Below are 15,662 nucleotides of genomic sequence, written 5' to 3'. Positions count from 1 at the left end.
GTCCGATGTGTGCCGGAACCGCCACATAAACCCACCTCTCATACGTCACAGAACGCTCTCGGTACCGGCGAGCGACCACTCTGACGGCGATGACGAAACCGAAACAGCGACGTGTCGCGAACGCTCCCGATCGGTCGGCTGCCGCTTCGACGGCGGCAATACGCGTCGACGGCCTGCGCGTCACCTACGCGGACGGAACGACGGCCGTCCGGGACGTGTCGCTCACCGTCCCTCGTGGCGAGTTCTTCGGGTTCCTCGGGCCGAACGGTGCTGGCAAGACGACCGCGGTAAAGGTGTTGGCGACGCTGCTGGAACCGACCGAGGGCGAAGTCGTCGTCAACGGTCACGACGCGACCGCGGCGCAGACGGCGGTCAGGGAGACCATCGGATACATGGCACAGGACGTGAGTGTCGACGCGGAACTGACCGCGCGGGAGAACGTCGCGTTCGCCTGCGAGGCCTACGGCGTCCCGCGTGGTCGGCGAGCAGAGCGAATCGAGGAACTGCTCGAACTCGCGGACCTCGGTGACGTCGCCGACACGCCCGCCAAACGGTTCTCCGGCGGGATGAAGAAGCGACTCGACGCCGTGACGGCCCTCGTCCACGACCCGGACCTCGTCTTCCTCGACGAACCGACGACGGGGATGGACCCGAAGGCGCGAAACCGCCTGTGGGACCACTTCCGCCGGCTCAACGAGACGGGGACCACGATATTCCTCACGACCCAGTATCTCGAAGAAGCCGACGCGCTCTGTGACCGCGTCGCGGTCCTCCGGGACGGCCGCATCGCCGCGACGGGGTCGCCCGCCGAACTGAAGCGCCGCGTCGGCGGTCAGATCCTCGAAGTCGACGTGGACGGCGGCCGTGAGACCGCCGAAACGGCGGCCGACGTGGCCCGCAAGGGAACGCGCTTCGGTCCGGACGCGACGGTCGAAACCGTCGACGACACGGTTCGGGTGACGACGACGGACGCCGCCGAGCGCGGCACGGACTACCTGCTTGCGCTCCGCGAGGCGGGCGTCGCCGTGACCGGGTTCGACGTGGACGAACCGACGCTCGACGACGTTTTCTTCGCCATCGCGGACGGGCGAACCGACGGCTTCACCGCTGGGGACGACGGCGAAACCGGGCCGGGGCCGTCCGGAGGGACACGATGAGTTCCGCGGGCGTCGACGCCGGTCCGTCGCGGTCGGCCGGAAACTCCCTCGTCGGAGACATCTGGGTCAATTTCAAGCGGTGGACCCGGAAGGCGATTCGGAATCCGACCGTCGTCTTTCTCGAACTCTTCATGGCGGTGTTCTCCCTGCTGATGTTCACGGCCGTCTTCGGCGACGTCGGCACTCTCGCTATCGAACGGGCCGGATTCGAGGGCGTCGGCTACCTCCCCTTCGTCCTCCCCGCGGCCGTCGTCCAGGTGTCGATGTCGTCGTCGCTCTCCTCCGGCCTCGGACTGGTCGAGGACCTCCAGACGGGGATGTTCGAGAAGGTGACCGTCTCGCCGATGCGCTGGACCGCCGTCTTCGCCGGCAAGGCCGCCGCCGAACTGTTCCGCCTCGTCTGTTACGTGTTCGTCATCTTCGGCCTCGGGCTGGCGATGGGCGCCACCGTCGAGACCGGACTCGTGGGGCTGTTCGGCATCGTCCTCGTCTGTGTCCTCTTCGCGCTCTGGTACATGGCGCTCTCGAACGCCGTCGCGGTGGCGACCCGGGACGAGGAGACGCTCGACGCGGTCGGGAACCTCCTGCTGTTCCCGCTACTGTTCCTCTCCTCGGCGTTTCTCCCCGCGTCCTCGCTGCCAGAGTCGGTGCAGGTGGTCGCCACGGTCAATCCGGTCACCTATGGCGTCGACGCGATTCGAGCGCTGGTCCTCGGTCGGGACGTGCTGACAGTCGTCGAGGTGACGGCGTTCGGCGGCGTCTACGACACCCTCGTGCCGGCGCTCGCGGTTCTCTGTGCGCTCGATGTCGTCTTCGGTGCCGTCTCCGTCTGGCTCATGGGCCGTGCGACGGGGTCCGAGGTGGCGTGACCGGGCCGCCCTGCCCCCTCTCCGCCCGCCGAATCCGCTGGAAGCGTTTCGGCCCTCCCGGTGCCCGCCGGAACCCGCGTGCGCTACGCGACGGTCCCGCTGAGCAGGCCGACGAACCCGCCGGCCATCGTCTCGTAGCGGCGCGCAACCGTCCGCTCGGTGAGCCGTTCGCGGGCCGCCCGCACCCGTCGCTCGAACGCGCTGACGTGTGACTGTCTGGACAGGCGCGTTCCCGGCGCGGAGAGGCGGACGAACCCCTCGAACGCGAGGTTCAACGGTGCGGCGAGAGCGCTGGGGCTTCGCTGGAAGTTCAGCAGGGCGACACGGCCGCCCGGGCCAACGCTGTCACACCACGCGTCGACGGCCGAAGCGGGGTCTTCGAAGATACCGGCAACGAATGTCGCCAGGACGGCATCCGCCGCTCGAACTGGCGGGCGGGCGGCGTCGGCCTGCACGTAATGAACGGTCTCGCCGGTTCTCGCGGGCCGTTCGCGTGCGCGGTCGAGCATCGCTCGGGTCACATCGATGCCGACGACCCGACCCGACGGCCCGACTCGCTCGCGGAGGGCCGGCACGTTCGCCCCGGTCCCACAGCCCATTTCGACGACGGTATCGCCGAGCGCGAGCGCCAGCGAGTCCGCCGTCCGGTCGCGCCAGGACGCCACGCCGGGGGCATTCGCTACCCAGTCGTACACTCGCGCCCACCGGCCGTAGAATGATTGCGCGTCGGTCACAGGATTTCGCGCGCCGTTTCAGCGACCGACACAGCGTCGTCCCCGAGCAGGTACACCACCGGCTCGATACCCATCGCGCCGGTGTGGTAGAGCACGTCGGCCGCTGGGTCGTCAGCCAGCGCGGCCGCGACGGCGGGCTCGACGCTCTCCTCGGCGTCGAACTCGACCACGGTCCGACCGGCATCTCGTAGCGCGGTCACGACGCCGTCGTCGTACCGGACGTTCAACACCGCGCGGGCGTCGCTTCCGGCGGCCCGCGCCGCCAGCAACAGCGACGCGACGTGCTCGCTGACGCCGAACTCCGGGTCCGCCGGAATCGTTGCCCGTCCTTTCACGTCGAGAATCCGCCCCGGGACGGCGGCCACGTCCTCGATGCTATCGGCCTCGGGGAGACACTGGACGAGGTTCGACCCGACCGCCGGAATGAGCGTCGCGAACCCGCTGGTGTTTTCCAGCACGCTGAGCCCCCGCCGCACCGACGCGAGCGTCCGCTCGGCCGACCGGAGCTGTGAGTCCGGGTCGTGGACGGCGAACTCGTCGTCGTACGCGCCGAGTTCCGGAACCGCATCCTCGTGTAACTGCGCGAGGACGCCGCCCTGTTCGAGTTCGCGGATGAACACTTCTGTTTCGACCAGCGCTTGTACCGGACTCATATCGCCGTCCGCCAGCCCGTCAGCCAGTCGCTCGACCAGTTCCTCCAGCCCGCGGTGGGCCAGCAGGTCCTCCTGACGCGCCACGTCGCCGTGGACGTACTTCGAGACCGCACTCTGGCTGATGCCCAGCAGGTCAGCGACTTCGGACTGTGTCAGCCCGCGCTCTCTGAGGGCGTCGGCCAGCAGCGAGCGAAACGTCGGCAGGAAGTCGTCGACGACGATTTCCTCGATGAACCGCATCTATCGCCGCCCTCCACCGTGAGCCGTCCCGTTCATTGGTCGCCCCCGAATTCTCTATCTCCCTGTATCTTGCTCGCCTGCGGTCCGGACTGGCCCTGGTACTTCGAGCCGCGTTCGGCCCCATACGGGCGGTCGGCGGGTGTCTTGAGTTCGGTAAAGGTGAGCTGCGAGATTCGCATTCCGGGCGTGAGCGCAACGGGCGCAGTGCCGAGGTTCGACAGTTCGAGGGTAATCTGGCCCTCGTAGCCGGGGTCACACAGGCCGGCCGTCGCGTGTACCACAATCGCAAGTCGGCCCAGCGAGGAGCGCCCTTCGACGTGGGCGATGAGGTCGTCGGGGATGGCGACGCGCTCGTGGGTCGTCCCCAGCACGAAGTCGCCGGGGTGGAGGATGAACTCCTCGTCTTCCTCGACGACAGTCTCCTCGACGTAGTCGGCGACTTCGTCCTCGGAGTTCGGGTGGATACAGGGGATGTTGGCGTGCTGGAACTCCAGGAACTCACGACCGAGACGGAGGTCGACGCTGGCCGGCTGAATCTGGATGTCCGGGTCGTCGAGCGGTTCGACGACGAGGTCTCCCTGTTCCAGCCGCCGGAGAATATCCGCATCTGAGAGTATCATGACAGTGGCGTGTGCGGCCGGAAGCCTAAACTCCCCGATTCTCAGGAGGCAATCACGGGGAGCGTCGCGGCGATGACGGCGATGGCGACTGCTGCGTACCTGCTGATCTCGTGGACGACCCGGAGGCCGCCAGCCCAGACGTACGCCTGCCAGGCCGCTGTCCCGACCTGTATTGCGAGAAATACGAGTCCGGAGAGGCCGTTCTGTAGACGCCGTACCTGTTCGAGTAGGAGCTCCGGCGAGGACGCGGAGAGGTCGGTGGTGGCAGCGAAGAAGACGAGTGCAGCACCGCCAGCGGCAACGCCGACAACGGACGGGAGCAGTCCCCAGGCGGTGATCTCTGCCGTCTCGCCGAACCGCCCGGAGCCGCCGGCTAGCTTTGCGCCGACATACAGCCCGATCATCAGTCCGATCCAGGCGATAATCAAGCCGAAAAACAGTCTTGGAAGGGCCCTAGTCGCGTAGTCCCAGATGAACGACCCGACTTCGACGGTCTGTGTCGCCGGTTCGTCACAGCCGGACACGGTTATTCCGCCGACGCCGCCGTCTTCGCACAGCTGTTCCGGCGGCCGTGCGGGGTTGTCTCGCTCGACGGTGCCGGTGAACTGGTCAGCGAACAGCCGGAGCGCGACTCCGAGAACGATTGTGACGACGACAGCGATGCCGAGAGCGAGGCCGCCGCCACGGAGTCCGTTCAGCCGGTCACGTCGCTGTTCGAAGAACGCGCCCGGTCGCAGGAGGAACGTTCGGATGATGGAGGGCATCTCCGGGGTGTGCTCGGCCACGGCGTATGTACTCTGTGGTATGTGCAACCGTGGAGGGAGTCCGACGGGCGTTTAAGTACGGGTGGCCATGTAATCGTATGAAGCAGGCTATCGTCGCGCGGGCCAACATCGGCATGGGCGAGGGCAAGCTCGCCGCCCAGGTTGCCCACGCCTCGCTGTCGGCCTACGAGGACGCCGGCCCGAAACCCCGCAAAGCCTGGAAGGGCGCGGGGCAGAAGAAAGTCGTCCTGAAGGTCACCAGCGAGTCCGAGCTGTTCGAACTCGCGGACGTGGCCGAGCGCGAAGGCCTGCCGCATGCGGTCGTCCGAGACGCCGGCCACACACAGCTCGACCCGGGGACTGTCACGGCACTCGCCGTCGGCCCCGCCGAGGACGAGCTGGTGGACCGCGTCACCGGCGACCTGCCGCTGTTCTGAGGGCAGCGGCCCGCGATACGGTTATATAAGAGCAACCCTAACCTCAGGTGAACAACAACACGATACATCATGCAAGGAAACGAACAACAGGCCTACGACCGCGGGATTACCATCTTCTCCCCGGACGGACGCCTCTATCAGGTCGAGTACGCACGAGAAGCCGTCAAGCGCGGAACCGCGAGCGTCGGGGTCCGCACCGAGGACGGCGTGGTCATCGCCGCTGACCGCCACGCCCGGTCCCCGCTCATCGAGCGCGACAGCATCGAGAAGATCCACGAGATCGATTCTCACGTCGGCGTCGCCAGCGCGGGCCATGTGGCCGACGCGCGCCAGCTCATCGACGTGGCGCGCCGCCAAGCCCAGGTCAACCGTCTGCGCTACGACGAGCCCGCCTCCGTCGAGTCGCTGACGAAGGAGATTACGGACTACATCCAGCAGTACACCCAGACCGGCGGCGCACGCCCGTTCGGTGTGGCGCTACTCGTCGCCGGTATCGAGGACGGCGAACCCCGGCTGTTCGAGACAGACCCCTCGGGAACGCCCTACGAGTGGCAGGCAGTCGCCATCGGCGGCTCCCGCGAGGACATCCAGACGTTCCTTGAAGACGAGTACGCCGAGGAGATGGACCTCGAAGCCGGCATCGAACTCGCGCTCCGGGCGCTGGCCTCGGTCAACGAGGACGGCCTCGACGCGACCGGCGTCGACATCGCCACCATCGACGTGGAAAGCGAGCAGTTCGAAAAGCTCGCCGAGGACGACATCGCCGAGCGCCTGGAAGAGTTCGAACTCGGAGGTGAGAACTGATGTACGACCCCGAGAACCGACTGACCGACGCCTACGAACCCGAGGTCGGCAACCTGCCGAACGAGGACGGCGGCCGCGACGAGGAGAACGTCGTCAAGACCGGGACGACGACCGTCGGCATCTCGACGGAGAACGGCGTCATCATCGCGACGGACCGCCGCGCCTCGCTGGGCGGCCGTTTCGTCTCGAACAAGCAGGTCCAGAAGGTCGAGCAGATCCACCCGACGGCCGCGATGACGCTGGTCGGCAGCGTCGGCGGGGCCCAGTCGTTCATCCGCTCGCTGCGCGCCGAGGCCGACCTCTACGAGGTCCGCCGCGACGAACCGCTCTCGATTCACGCGCTGGCGACGCTCGCGGGTAACTTCGCCCGCGGTGGCCCGTACTTCGCCATCAACCCGATCGTCGGCGGCGTCGACGAAGAAGGCAGCCACGTCTACAGCGTCGACCCAGCTGGCGGCGTGCTCGAAGACGACTACACCGTCACCGGCTCCGGGACGATGGTCGCGACGGGGACCATCGAAGGGCAGTACGACCCCGAGATGAGTCTCTCCGAGGCTCGCAATCTGGCGATTCGCGCGGTCAACGCCGCGGCCGAGCGTGACACCGGGTCCGGCAACGGTGTCGTGCTGGCTGAAATCACCGACGAGGGCGTCGAGATCGACGCCTTCGACGACTACGAGTCGGCCGAATAGCGCGGCTGTCTCGGTCTTTGCTTTCTCTGCGGTCCGTTACCGGCGGCCAGTCGCTACTCCCGCGGCACGACCCGCATTGGGTAGTTCGACTGCCGCATGATATCTTGGGCGACGCTCCCGAAGATGAGCCGGTCGGTCTGGCTCCGCTTGCGGACGCCGATGACGAGTTCGTCGGCATCGACCTCTTCGGCGATGTCGAAGATATCTTCAGCCGGGCTGTTCCCCCGGATTATCTGGTAGGTCTCGACGGACACCTGGTCGCCCAGACGGTCCGAGACGACTTCGAGTGCGGCCTTCCCGTCGGCAACCGCATCCGGTGGCGTCCTGTCTCCGCCCGGTTGTGAGTTGACCGCGTATACGCTGTCGTCCGGGTCGAGGACGTCTTCGAGGTATGAACACAGTGTCTGGCTGACTGTCTCGGAATTGGTTGCGAGCACGAAAGTCTGCATATGCGACGTTCCTCACCCATCATGATAAGTATGTGTCTTGTTACCACGAAACGCCGTATATCCGGACTCTCACGGTCGCCGGACTACTCGGTCAGGACCAGCCAGCCGACGGCGAGAAAGACAGCGAGCACAAGCAGAATCGACCCCCAGGCCAGCGCCGCGAACGCCGTCGACCCGAGTGCGGCGAGGGGGAGGACGGCTGGTAGCGTCATTGCTCGGACCCCCCGTCGGCCACCGGATCGTCAAGCGCACGGACCTCCCGGCCGAGGCTTTCGAGGTCGGCGTCGGCCCCGCCGAGAAGCGTCGCAACCACGGTGAGGGCGGCCGAGACGAGCGTCGCGCCAGCGAAGGCAATGAGGAACGACGGCGCTGGCAGCATACTCCCGACGCCTGGCACGGCGGCGACGAGGCCACGGAGCGACGGGAAGTAGGCGAACCCGACAAGTAGCCCCGCAATGCCGGAGACTAACGCACCCGGCCCGGTGAGCCGCTCGGTGTAGAGACCGGCGAGGAAGGGCACGAAGACGCCAGCCGCCAGCAGGTCGGCAGTCAGGAACAACTGGAGGACGCTGTACCCCTGCGCACCGATGAACATCGCGGCGAGCGCGACGGCGACCGTCAGCCCGCGCCCGCCCAGCCACAGGGTCCGCTGGTCGGGATCGTCGAGCAACCGGGCGAGGTCGGCCGTAACGACGCTGGCGATAGCGTTGAACATCGTATCGGCGGAACTCATCACCAGCAATACGGCGAGGACAACGATGGCGAGGGTCACCCACGTCGGGAACGCCTCCGCCACCACGAGGAAGAAGGCGATACTGGCGGAACCGGATTCCGTGAGGCCCAGCCCCGCGGCGGCGATGCCGAACAGGCCGGCGAGCAGGAGCATCGGCACGACGACGACGGCGGCGATGCCCAGTCCGCGACGGAGGGCGCGCTCCCCGTCGGCGGCGTACACCCGCTGCCAGACCCCCTGGTTCAGCATGTTCGCGCCCAGGAGAGCGAAGGCGACGTACAGCCCGAACTCCAGGCCGGGGCCGAATCCGGGGTCCAGCAGCGTCGGGTCGGCCGACACCACCGTCGCGTGGAACTCGCTCGTCCCGCCCAGCGAGAGGAGCGCGCCGCCGAAGCCGACGGCCAGAAGCGGCAGGATGACCAGCGTCTGGACGGTGTCGGTGACGATGCTCGCAAGCAGGCCGCCGTAGGCCGTGTAGACGAGGACGAAGCCGCCGATGAGCAGCGAGGTCTGCCAGAGCGGCACGTCTGCGACGAGCGCGAGCGCGCCGGCGATACCGGTCATCTCCGCGGCGAGGAAGATGAACATGTAAAACACTGAGACTAGCAGGACGAGCAGGTACATCCCGGAGCCAAAGCGAGCGTAGGCGAACTCCGTCAGCGAGTGGCCTGCGGGCATCACCTCGCGGATGCGAGCGCCGACTGGAATAAAGAGGAGAAGTGGAATCGCGCTGCCGATGGCGTAGCCCAGCACGGCGGGCAGCCCACCGAAGGCGGCCCCGGCCTCGGCGGGGCTCAGCAGAATCCAGACGCCCATCATCGACGCGATGACCGTCGCAGCGAGGGTCCCACTACCGGCCGAGTCACGGGCCGAGATGTACGTCTCCACCGAGTCGATTCGGCCGCGGGCGGCGAAGAGGCCGATGCCGGTGAACACGAGAACGGTCGCCGCGGTCAGACCGAGAACGATAGCTGAGGATACCATCTACGGGCTCACCTCGTGGTCGGGCGTCTCAGCGGTTTCCTCGTAGGCCGTCTCGAAGAACTGCTGTTCGAGCGTGACCGTGCGGTCGAACAGCGACGCGACGCGGGCCTCCCGGCGGGGCGAAAGCGTCGGCCCGACGGCGTCGAGTTCGCCCCGGAGCCAGTCGACGAACGCGACGAAGGAGTCGACGGCGTGGAGATCGACCCACTCGGCGAAGTAGAACGGCAGTCCCATCCCGGAGCTGGGGAGGCCGTCGCTGTCCGGGTCGCCGTGGGCCGCCGCGGCGGCCGTCGCCCACGACTCGTATATCCACTCTGCCGGGACGAGGACGGCCAGCGTCTCGGCGTAGCCCCCCTCTCGGGCGGCACGACCCAGCAGGTCGACGAACGCCGCCGTCGCGTCCGTCGGCTCGGGGTCTTGCCAGCGCGAATCTTCGACGCCGAGTGCGGCAAAAGAGCGCTCGAAGTAGTCGTCTTCCTCGTCGGTCACGGTATCGAGAAACTCCACAAACTGGCGTTTGGCGGCCATATCTGGGGCCTGCCCGACCGCGTGGCCGAACGTCCCGACGAGTTCGTCGACGAAGGCGTAGTCCTGTACCAGATACCCGGCGAACGCGTCCTCGTCGAGCGTACCGGCCCCGAGTTCCTCGACAAAGCGGTGCTCGACGGCGGCGTCCCAGTCCGGTTGACTCTGCTCCCGGAGCCAGTCGGTGAATCGGGGTTCGTCGGTTCGCTCGGCGTACGCCGAGTACGTCTCACCAGTCATAACTCCCACCCCTCCTGCGTGTAGGCCATCTCCCAGAACCGGTGTTCGAGTTTCGCGCTCGTGCGAAATGCCGCTTCCATGGCGTCGTGCTGGCCGGGATAGCGCTCGCCACAGCGGTCGACGTACGCCCGACACCAGCCCGTCGCCTCGCGGAAGTCGTCGCTGGTGTACATCTCGATAAAGGGCGTGTACCGGTGCTCACCGTCGGCCAGGTCGGCCATGTGTTCGGCCACGTCGAGGTACCCCTGCATACAGGGGTACAGCGCGGCGGCGATCTCCGCCTCGTGGCCCTCATAGGCCGTTCGGACGAGGAAGTTCGTGTACGCCAGACAGGTCGGAGCTTTCTCGGTAGACTCCAACTCACGACGCGAGATGCCGTAGTCCGACGCGAACTCCCGGTGGAGGTCCATCTCGGTGTCGAGCACCTGATGGGCGACCCCGAGCAGGTGCGTCATCGTCGATTCGTCGTTTGCCGTCGCGCCGGCGAGCGCGAACAGCCGCGCGTAGTCCTGCAGGTACCGGTAGTCCTGTTTCACCCAGTGCTCGAACGCCGCTTCGTCGAGTGTCCCGTCGGCCAGTTCGCGGACGAACGGGTGGTCCTTCTGTGCGTCCCAGATGTCTTCGCCGATGTCGAGCAGGTGGTCGCTGAACGCCATTGGTGGCCAACACAACAACCTCCGACGTATTATATCCTGCTAATACAACCAAGTTGTAACAAGGTAATTCGTGACGCACACGGCGAACTCCGAGTACGAGCGGGCCCCTCCGGCTGTCTGCTTCCAGAACGCCGCAGTCGACCAGCAGCTTTCGTAGTCCAAACTGCTAAACGAACTACGGCCCTCACTTCTGGCAATGACACTGCAGTTGCCGAGCGAAATCGTGGTCGAGCGATTCCTCCCGACGGCCCGGGCGATGCTCGCCACGAGACTCGACGAGAAGGGGTGGACCCAGCAGGAGATCGCCGACCAGCTCGGAGTGACACAGGCCGCAGTAAGCAAGTACGGCAGCGGCTCGGTCACCGTAGAAGAGCGGTTTCGAGAGGACGCCCGGATGCAACAGACTATCGAGCGGATCGCCGACGGACTGGCCGCGGGCGAGATGGACGAGTTCGCGGTGCTTGGCGAACTGCTCGCCCTGGTACGGGAGTTCGAGGATAGGGGACCCATCTGTGCAGTCCACGAGGAGGAGATGCCGGCGCTACAGGGGATGGGCTGTGACCTCTGTGTTCGGGGAACAGATACCGCCGTGAAAGCGGAACGGGCCGTGCTGTCGTCGGTCCGGCGAGCCACGCGACTGCTGGCGGACAGCGCCGTCGTCGTCGACGCCATCCCGAACGTGGGGATGAACGTCGGCATGGCGCTGCCGGACGCCGGGGACGCCCTCGACGTGGCGGCGGTCCCCGGCCGGATTCACGATCTGCGGGGGCGGGTCAACGTCCCGTCGAACCCCGAGTTCGGCGCGTCGGAACACGTCGCGGGGACGATACTGGCCGCGATGGCAGTCGACCCTTCGCGCCGGGCGGCGCTCAATCTGAGCACTGACGAGGCGGTCCTCGACGCCGCCCACGAGCAGGGCATCGAGCCGCTGGAGTTCGACGCCGGCTACGAGGACCGGGACGAGCGGCTCGAAGCGGCCTTCCGCGAACGCGGCGGCGTCCCTCGTGTCATCTACCACAGCGGCGCGTTCGGCATCGAACCGATAACCTACGTCTTCGGCGAGTCGGCGGTCGAGGCGGCCGAACTTGCGGTCGAACTCCTCGCCGAAGCCGACACATAACCGTCTCGGCCGCCGAGACCGTCAGAACCAGCCGGTCTCGGGATCGACGGGGTTCTCCGGCTCCTCGCCCCGCAGTACCCGGATGACGTCTTCGGCCACGGTCTGTGTCAGTTCGACCCGGGACTCCTCGGAGTACCACGCGACGTGGGGGCTACAGACGACGCTGTCGAGGTCGTGCAGCGGCGAGTCACCGGGCGGTTCCGCCTCACGAACGTCCAGTCCGGCCCCGCCGAGGTCGCCGCCGGCGAGCGCGTCGTACAGCGCCGTCTCGTCGACGAGCCCACCCCTGGCCGTGTTTACGAGCAGCGCGTCGTCGCGCATCTGGTCGAGCGCGTCCGCGTCGATCATCCCCCGAGTCTCGTCGGTCAGCGGCGCGTGCAGCGAGACGATGTCGGAATCGGCCAGCAGCGTCCCGAACGTGACCGGCTCGACGCCGAGGTCGCCCATCCGGTACTCGGCCGCGTACGGGTCGTAGGCGACGACGTCCACGTCGAACCCCCGGAGCTTCGCGGCGAACCGGCTGGCGAGCTTGCCGAAGGCGACGAGGCCGACGGTGCTGCCGGCGAGGCGACGGATCGGCTGCCCGACCGACCACTCCCACTCGCCGCGCTTGACCGAGCGGTCGAACGTGGGTATCTTCCGCAGGCAAGCGAGCACGAGCGCGAACGTGTGGGTCGACACCTCCTCCACAGAGTACTCCGGGACGTTGACGACCGCCACGCCGGCCTCGACTGCCGCCTGGACGTCGATGTTGTCCACGCCGATTCCGGCCCGGCCCACCACTTTGAGCGAGTCGGCGGCGTCGATGACCTCGGCCGTGACCTGCGTGCCGGCGTCGACGATTAACGCGTCGGCGTTCTTCACTGCGCGTGCGACTGCCGCCGGCTCTTTCGCCGCTATCGTTTCGACAGTCGCGTCGACCGCGTTCAGCACCGCCGCCCGTGTCTCCCCGTCCATCACTTTGGTGTCAGAGACGACGACTTTGTATGACATACTCTGGCTTGCTTCGGACCCGAGATAAAATCATCTGTCAGGATCGGTCCGGTCATCGGAATCGCGTCACAGGACTGTGGCTGCACAGCGGTGACTAGCGGAGAACTGACAGAATAGCAGCAAACTTTTATGATATATTCGCGAGGAGGTGGCAACAGTATGTCGGCTGGTAACACAGATGAAACTTCCCTCGAACGTATCGGCTATCGACTCTCCACGTGGGTGGAACGGTGGATGCCCAGTCCGTTCCTGTTCGCGCTCATCCTCAGCTACGTCGTGTTTCTGGCCGGTGTCGGCCTCACCGGGTCCGGCCCCGTCGAGATGGTCGGGTTCTGGTACGACGGCTTCTGGGCCTTCCTGACGTTCTCGATGCAGATGGTCCTCATCCTGATGACGGGCTTCGTCGTGGCGTACCATCCGCGTGTCAACGCCGGTATCCGCCGGCTGACGGAGCTTCCCAACACCGGGAAACAGGCGGTCGTTCTCGTCGGCCTGCTGACGATGCTGCTTGGCTGGGTTCACTGGGGACTGAGCCTCATCCTCGGCGCGATCTTCGCCCGGGAGATGGGCAAGACCGCCCACGAGAACGACATCGACGTTCACTATCCGGTCCTCTGCGTGGCCGGCTATCTCGGCCTCGGCCTCACCTGGCACTGGGGGCTGTCCGGGTCCGCACCGCTCCTCCTCGCAACCGAGGGCAACGAGTTCATCCAGCAGGGCGTCATCGACGTTGTCGTCTCCGCCTCGGAGACCATCTTCCACCCCTACGGCCTCATTCTGACCGGGCTCTCGATAGCCTACGCCCTCGTCGTCCTCTACGTCATCACGCCGACCGGCGACCAGGCACGGGGCATCACGCACTACATCCCCGAAGACGACCTGTTCGAGTCCGCAAGCGACGGCGGCGTGGAAGCGACTGCGACATCCAAGCAGGTCCCGGCCGAGCGCATCAACCACAGCCGCGTTCTCGGTGGGATTACGGCCTGACCGGCATCGCGCTGGTCGCCTCGCAGTTCGTTCAGTCCGGCATCGACGCGCTCGGACTGAACATCGTCAATTTCGGCTTCCTGACGATTGGCATTTTCATCTACATGGACCCACAGACCTATCGGGAGAAGTTCGGCGAGGCGGCGACCGCCGCGTCGGGCATCGTCTTGCTCTTTCCGTTCTTCGCCGGCATCCAGGGGATGATGGCCACCTCCGGGCTGGCGCAGTTGATGGCCAACGCGCTCATCTCGGTCTCGTCGCCACAGACGTTCCCGGTCATCGCCTGGCTCACCGGCGCGACGGTCAACATCTTCGCTCCCTCCGGCGGCGGCGAGTGGATCATCCTCGGGCCGCCGATTCTCGAAGCCGCCCAGAACCTCGGCGTCCCGGTTGGCCAGGCGACGATGGCCTACGCCGTCGGCGACGCCCACACGAACCTCCTGAACCCCTTCTGGGCGCTGCCGCTGCTCGCCATCACCCGCATCAAGGCCCGGGAGATGTTCGGCTACGCTATCGCGATGATGCTCGCGCTCACGCCGTTCCTGGCGGTCGTGCTGTTCGTCTTGCCGTACTGAGCAGGGACCCGGCGGGACAGCCGAGGCTGATTGCCTCTTCTTCGAGCGTTAAGTTGTTAGAGAAACTGCACTCCGATAATGGCAACCGAGACGGGAGCCGAGGAGGACGTGGACCTGCTCGACTCCTTCCGGCAGTTCTTCGCGCTGGAGCGGGACGTGCTCGTGCTGTCGCTGTCCATGCTGGCGTTCAGCCTCGCGTTCCAGATGACCAGCCGTTACATCCCCGAGTACATGCGGCTGTTGGGGGCCAGCGCCGGCGTCATCGGCCTGTACGGGAGCGTCGGGAACCTCATCAGCGCGGTGTATCCCTATCCGGGCGGCGCGGTGTCGGACCGCATCGGCTCGCGGCTGGCACTGACTGCCTTCGCGACGCTGGCGACGGTCGGCTTCGGTATCTGGTATCTCGCTTCGGTCGTCGGCGACATCACGCTCGGCGCGACGACGCTGCCGGCGTGGACGCTCGTGTTCGTCGGGCTCTTTCTCGCACAGGCCTGGAAGTCCTTCGGGCTGGGTGCGACCTTCGCCATCGTCAAACAGAGCGTCCCGTCACAGCGGCTTGCGATGGGGTTTGCCAGTACGGAGATGTTCCGCCGCATCGGCTTCTTGCTCGGGCCCCTCGCTGCCGCGGCGCTGCTCGCGACGACGGCGACCTTCGTCGATGGGTTCCAGCGCGTGCTACTGGTCGCGCTGGCCTGTGGTCTCGTCGCCACCGTTGCACAGCACTTCCTCTACGACGCCAGCGAGGACACGCTCGGAAAGTCCTTCGAGGGCATCGACCAGATACTCGCCGACCTGCGGACGATGCCGGCGACACTCCGCCCCCTTCTGGTCGCCGATACGTTCGTCCGCTTCGCCAACGGTATGGTGTACGTGTTTTTCGTCATCGTGGTCACGGAATTTCTCTCGGTGGGGTTCACCGGCTTTGGCGTGGAGCTACGGCCCGACGCCTTCTTCGGCGTCCTGCTCGGCGTCGAGATGGTCGTCGCCATCATCTCGATGGCTCCCGTCGCAAAGCTCACCGAGTGGGCCGGCCTCAAGCCCGCCGTCGCGCTGGGCTTTCTCGTCTACGCCGTGTTCCCGCTCTTGCTCATCTTCGCGCCGGGCAACCAGTGGGTGCTGGTGCTCCTGTTCGCGTTCTCCGGCCTGCGCTTTGCCGGCCTGCCCGCCCACAAGGCGCTCATCGTCGGCCCGGCAGAACAGGACGCTGGCGGCCGCGTCACCGGGACGTACTACCTGCTTCGGAACACGCTGGTCATCCCGAGCGCCGCGCTCGGCGGCTGGCTCTACGGGAGCGAGTGGGCAGTGCCCGTTGGCGATGTCGTCATACAGGCCGGTCCGGAACTGGCCTTCGGCGTCGCTACGGTCGTCGGCCTCGTCGGCGTCGTCTACTTCGCTATCTTCGGCCGGGAGTTCGAGGCCTACAGATAATC

At 66.6% G+C, this 15,662-nt stretch carries 17 protein-coding genes and 1 pseudogene; 8 read left to right on the top strand and 10 right to left on the bottom strand.

What is annotated here, in order from left to right; genetic code table 11:
• The first annotated feature begins 89 nt into the window (after nucleotides 1-89).
• Both ACNO8S_RS11185 and ACNO8S_RS11180 read left to right on the top strand, forming a co-directional pair.
• Nucleotides 90-1,157, top strand: a complete 1,068-nt coding sequence (locus tag ACNO8S_RS11185) for an ATP-binding cassette domain-containing protein (RefSeq protein ID WP_420181912.1) — start codon at nucleotides 90-92, stop codon at nucleotides 1,155-1,157.
• A complete protein-coding gene (locus ACNO8S_RS11180; protein WP_420181911.1) occupies nucleotides 1,154-2,026 on the top strand; it encodes an ABC transporter permease in 873 nt (290 codons plus the stop codon). Before ACNO8S_RS11185 ends, ACNO8S_RS11180 begins: the two co-directional genes overlap by 4 nt.
• An 83-nt stretch (nucleotides 2,027-2,109) precedes the next feature.
• On the opposite strand, the gene ACNO8S_RS11175 is transcribed toward ACNO8S_RS11180, so the two are convergent.
• From ACNO8S_RS11175 to ACNO8S_RS11160, 4 genes are read right to left on the bottom strand one after another with little or no spacing between them, the layout of a single operon-like run.
• The gene (locus ACNO8S_RS11175; RefSeq protein WP_064288889.1) at nucleotides 2,110-2,760 is read right to left on the bottom strand and encodes a methyltransferase domain-containing protein; all 651 of its coding nucleotides are present in this window, start codon (nucleotides 2,758-2,760) and stop codon (nucleotides 2,110-2,112) included.
• Nucleotides 2,757-3,653: a thiamine-phosphate synthase family protein gene (locus ACNO8S_RS11170; protein ID WP_064288890.1), complete on the bottom strand. Its 897-nt coding sequence runs from the start codon at nucleotides 3,651-3,653 to the stop codon at nucleotides 2,757-2,759. The genes ACNO8S_RS11175 and ACNO8S_RS11170 overlap by 4 nt, the downstream gene beginning before the upstream one ends.
• Before the next feature lie 32 nt (nucleotides 3,654-3,685).
• Nucleotides 3,686-4,273 (bottom strand): dCTP deaminase, encoded by a 588-nt coding sequence (dcd, locus tag ACNO8S_RS11165; RefSeq protein WP_008312536.1) that lies wholly within the window; start codon nucleotides 4,271-4,273, stop codon nucleotides 3,686-3,688.
• Nucleotides 4,274-4,314: 41 nt separating this feature from the next.
• Nucleotides 4,315-5,058, bottom strand: a complete 744-nt coding sequence (locus ACNO8S_RS11160; protein WP_014041003.1) for a YIP1 family protein — start codon at nucleotides 5,056-5,058, stop codon at nucleotides 4,315-4,317.
• Between the two features lie 77 nt (nucleotides 5,059-5,135).
• Between ACNO8S_RS11160 and pth2 the strand changes: the two genes are divergently transcribed.
• From pth2 to psmB, 3 genes are all read left to right on the top strand, one after another.
• Nucleotides 5,136-5,474 carry a peptidyl-tRNA hydrolase Pth2 gene (gene pth2 / locus ACNO8S_RS11155; RefSeq protein ID WP_420181910.1) on the top strand — a complete coding sequence of 113 codons (339 nt, stop codon included), beginning with the start codon at nucleotides 5,136-5,138 and terminating at the stop codon, nucleotides 5,472-5,474.
• Between the two features lie 69 nt (nucleotides 5,475-5,543).
• Nucleotides 5,544-6,278, top strand: coding sequence for an archaeal proteasome endopeptidase complex subunit alpha (gene psmA / locus ACNO8S_RS11150; protein ID WP_007188840.1), 735 nt, complete (start codon nucleotides 5,544-5,546; stop codon nucleotides 6,276-6,278).
• Nucleotides 6,278-6,970, top strand: coding sequence for an archaeal proteasome endopeptidase complex subunit beta (psmB, locus tag ACNO8S_RS11145; RefSeq protein WP_014041001.1), 693 nt, complete (start codon nucleotides 6,278-6,280; stop codon nucleotides 6,968-6,970). Before psmA ends, psmB begins: the two co-directional genes overlap by 1 nt.
• Nucleotides 6,971-7,023: 53 nt before the next feature.
• On the opposite strand, the gene ACNO8S_RS11140 is transcribed toward psmB, so the two are convergent.
• The 5 genes from ACNO8S_RS11140 to tenA all read right to left on the bottom strand — a co-directional run bounded on the left by ACNO8S_RS11140 (nucleotide 7,024) and on the right by tenA (nucleotide 10,557).
• Nucleotides 7,024-7,419 (bottom strand): universal stress protein, encoded by a 396-nt coding sequence (locus tag ACNO8S_RS11140; protein ID WP_014041000.1) that lies wholly within the window; start codon nucleotides 7,417-7,419, stop codon nucleotides 7,024-7,026.
• Nucleotides 7,420-7,502: 83 nt separating this feature from the next.
• The gene (locus ACNO8S_RS11135) at nucleotides 7,503-7,631 is read right to left on the bottom strand and encodes a hypothetical protein (protein WP_004957827.1); all 129 of its coding nucleotides are present in this window, start codon (nucleotides 7,629-7,631) and stop codon (nucleotides 7,503-7,505) included.
• Nucleotides 7,628-9,136: a sodium:solute symporter family protein gene (locus ACNO8S_RS11130; RefSeq protein ID WP_146417036.1), complete on the bottom strand. Its 1,509-nt coding sequence runs from the start codon at nucleotides 9,134-9,136 to the stop codon at nucleotides 7,628-7,630. Before ACNO8S_RS11130 ends, ACNO8S_RS11135 begins: the two co-directional genes overlap by 4 nt.
• Entirely contained in the window at nucleotides 9,137-9,901 is a 765-nt protein-coding gene (locus ACNO8S_RS11125; protein WP_420181909.1) for a TenA family protein, read from the bottom strand. It lies immediately after the preceding gene.
• On the bottom strand, nucleotides 9,898-10,557 hold the full coding sequence (gene tenA / locus ACNO8S_RS11120; protein WP_064288894.1) for a thiaminase II: 660 nt from the start codon (nucleotides 10,555-10,557) through the stop codon (nucleotides 9,898-9,900). The genes ACNO8S_RS11125 and tenA overlap by 4 nt, the downstream gene beginning before the upstream one ends.
• A gap of 196 nt (nucleotides 10,558-10,753) precedes the next feature.
• Between tenA and ACNO8S_RS11115 the strand changes: the two genes are divergently transcribed.
• Nucleotides 10,754-11,677 carry a thiamine-phosphate synthase family protein gene (locus ACNO8S_RS11115; RefSeq protein ID WP_420181908.1) on the top strand — a complete coding sequence of 308 codons (924 nt, stop codon included), beginning with the start codon at nucleotides 10,754-10,756 and terminating at the stop codon, nucleotides 11,675-11,677.
• Between the two features lie 21 nt (nucleotides 11,678-11,698).
• Here the strand turns inward: ACNO8S_RS11115 and ACNO8S_RS11110 are convergent, their stop codons facing one another.
• Nucleotides 11,699-12,670, bottom strand: coding sequence for a C-terminal binding protein (locus tag ACNO8S_RS11110; RefSeq protein ID WP_420181907.1), 972 nt, complete (start codon nucleotides 12,668-12,670; stop codon nucleotides 11,699-11,701).
• Between the two features lie 159 nt (nucleotides 12,671-12,829).
• Between ACNO8S_RS11110 and ACNO8S_RS11105 the strand changes: the two are divergent.
• A pseudogene (locus tag ACNO8S_RS11105) lies at nucleotides 12,830-14,232 on the top strand (short-chain fatty acid transporter).
• A 78-nt stretch (nucleotides 14,233-14,310) separates the two neighbouring features.
• Nucleotides 14,311-15,660 (top strand): MFS transporter, encoded by a 1,350-nt coding sequence (locus ACNO8S_RS11100; RefSeq protein ID WP_014040992.1) that lies wholly within the window; start codon nucleotides 14,311-14,313, stop codon nucleotides 15,658-15,660.
• Nucleotides 15,661-15,662 lie beyond the last annotated feature (2 nt).

The organism is Haloarcula sp. KBTZ06 (assembly GCF_048595605.1).
In the GTDB taxonomy this organism is placed as follows: domain Archaea; phylum Halobacteriota; class Halobacteria; order Halobacteriales; family Haloarculaceae; genus Haloarcula; species Haloarcula hispanica.
Note: the sequence above shows the minus strand (reverse complement) of the source record. Positions and strands in the feature narration are given on the sequence as shown.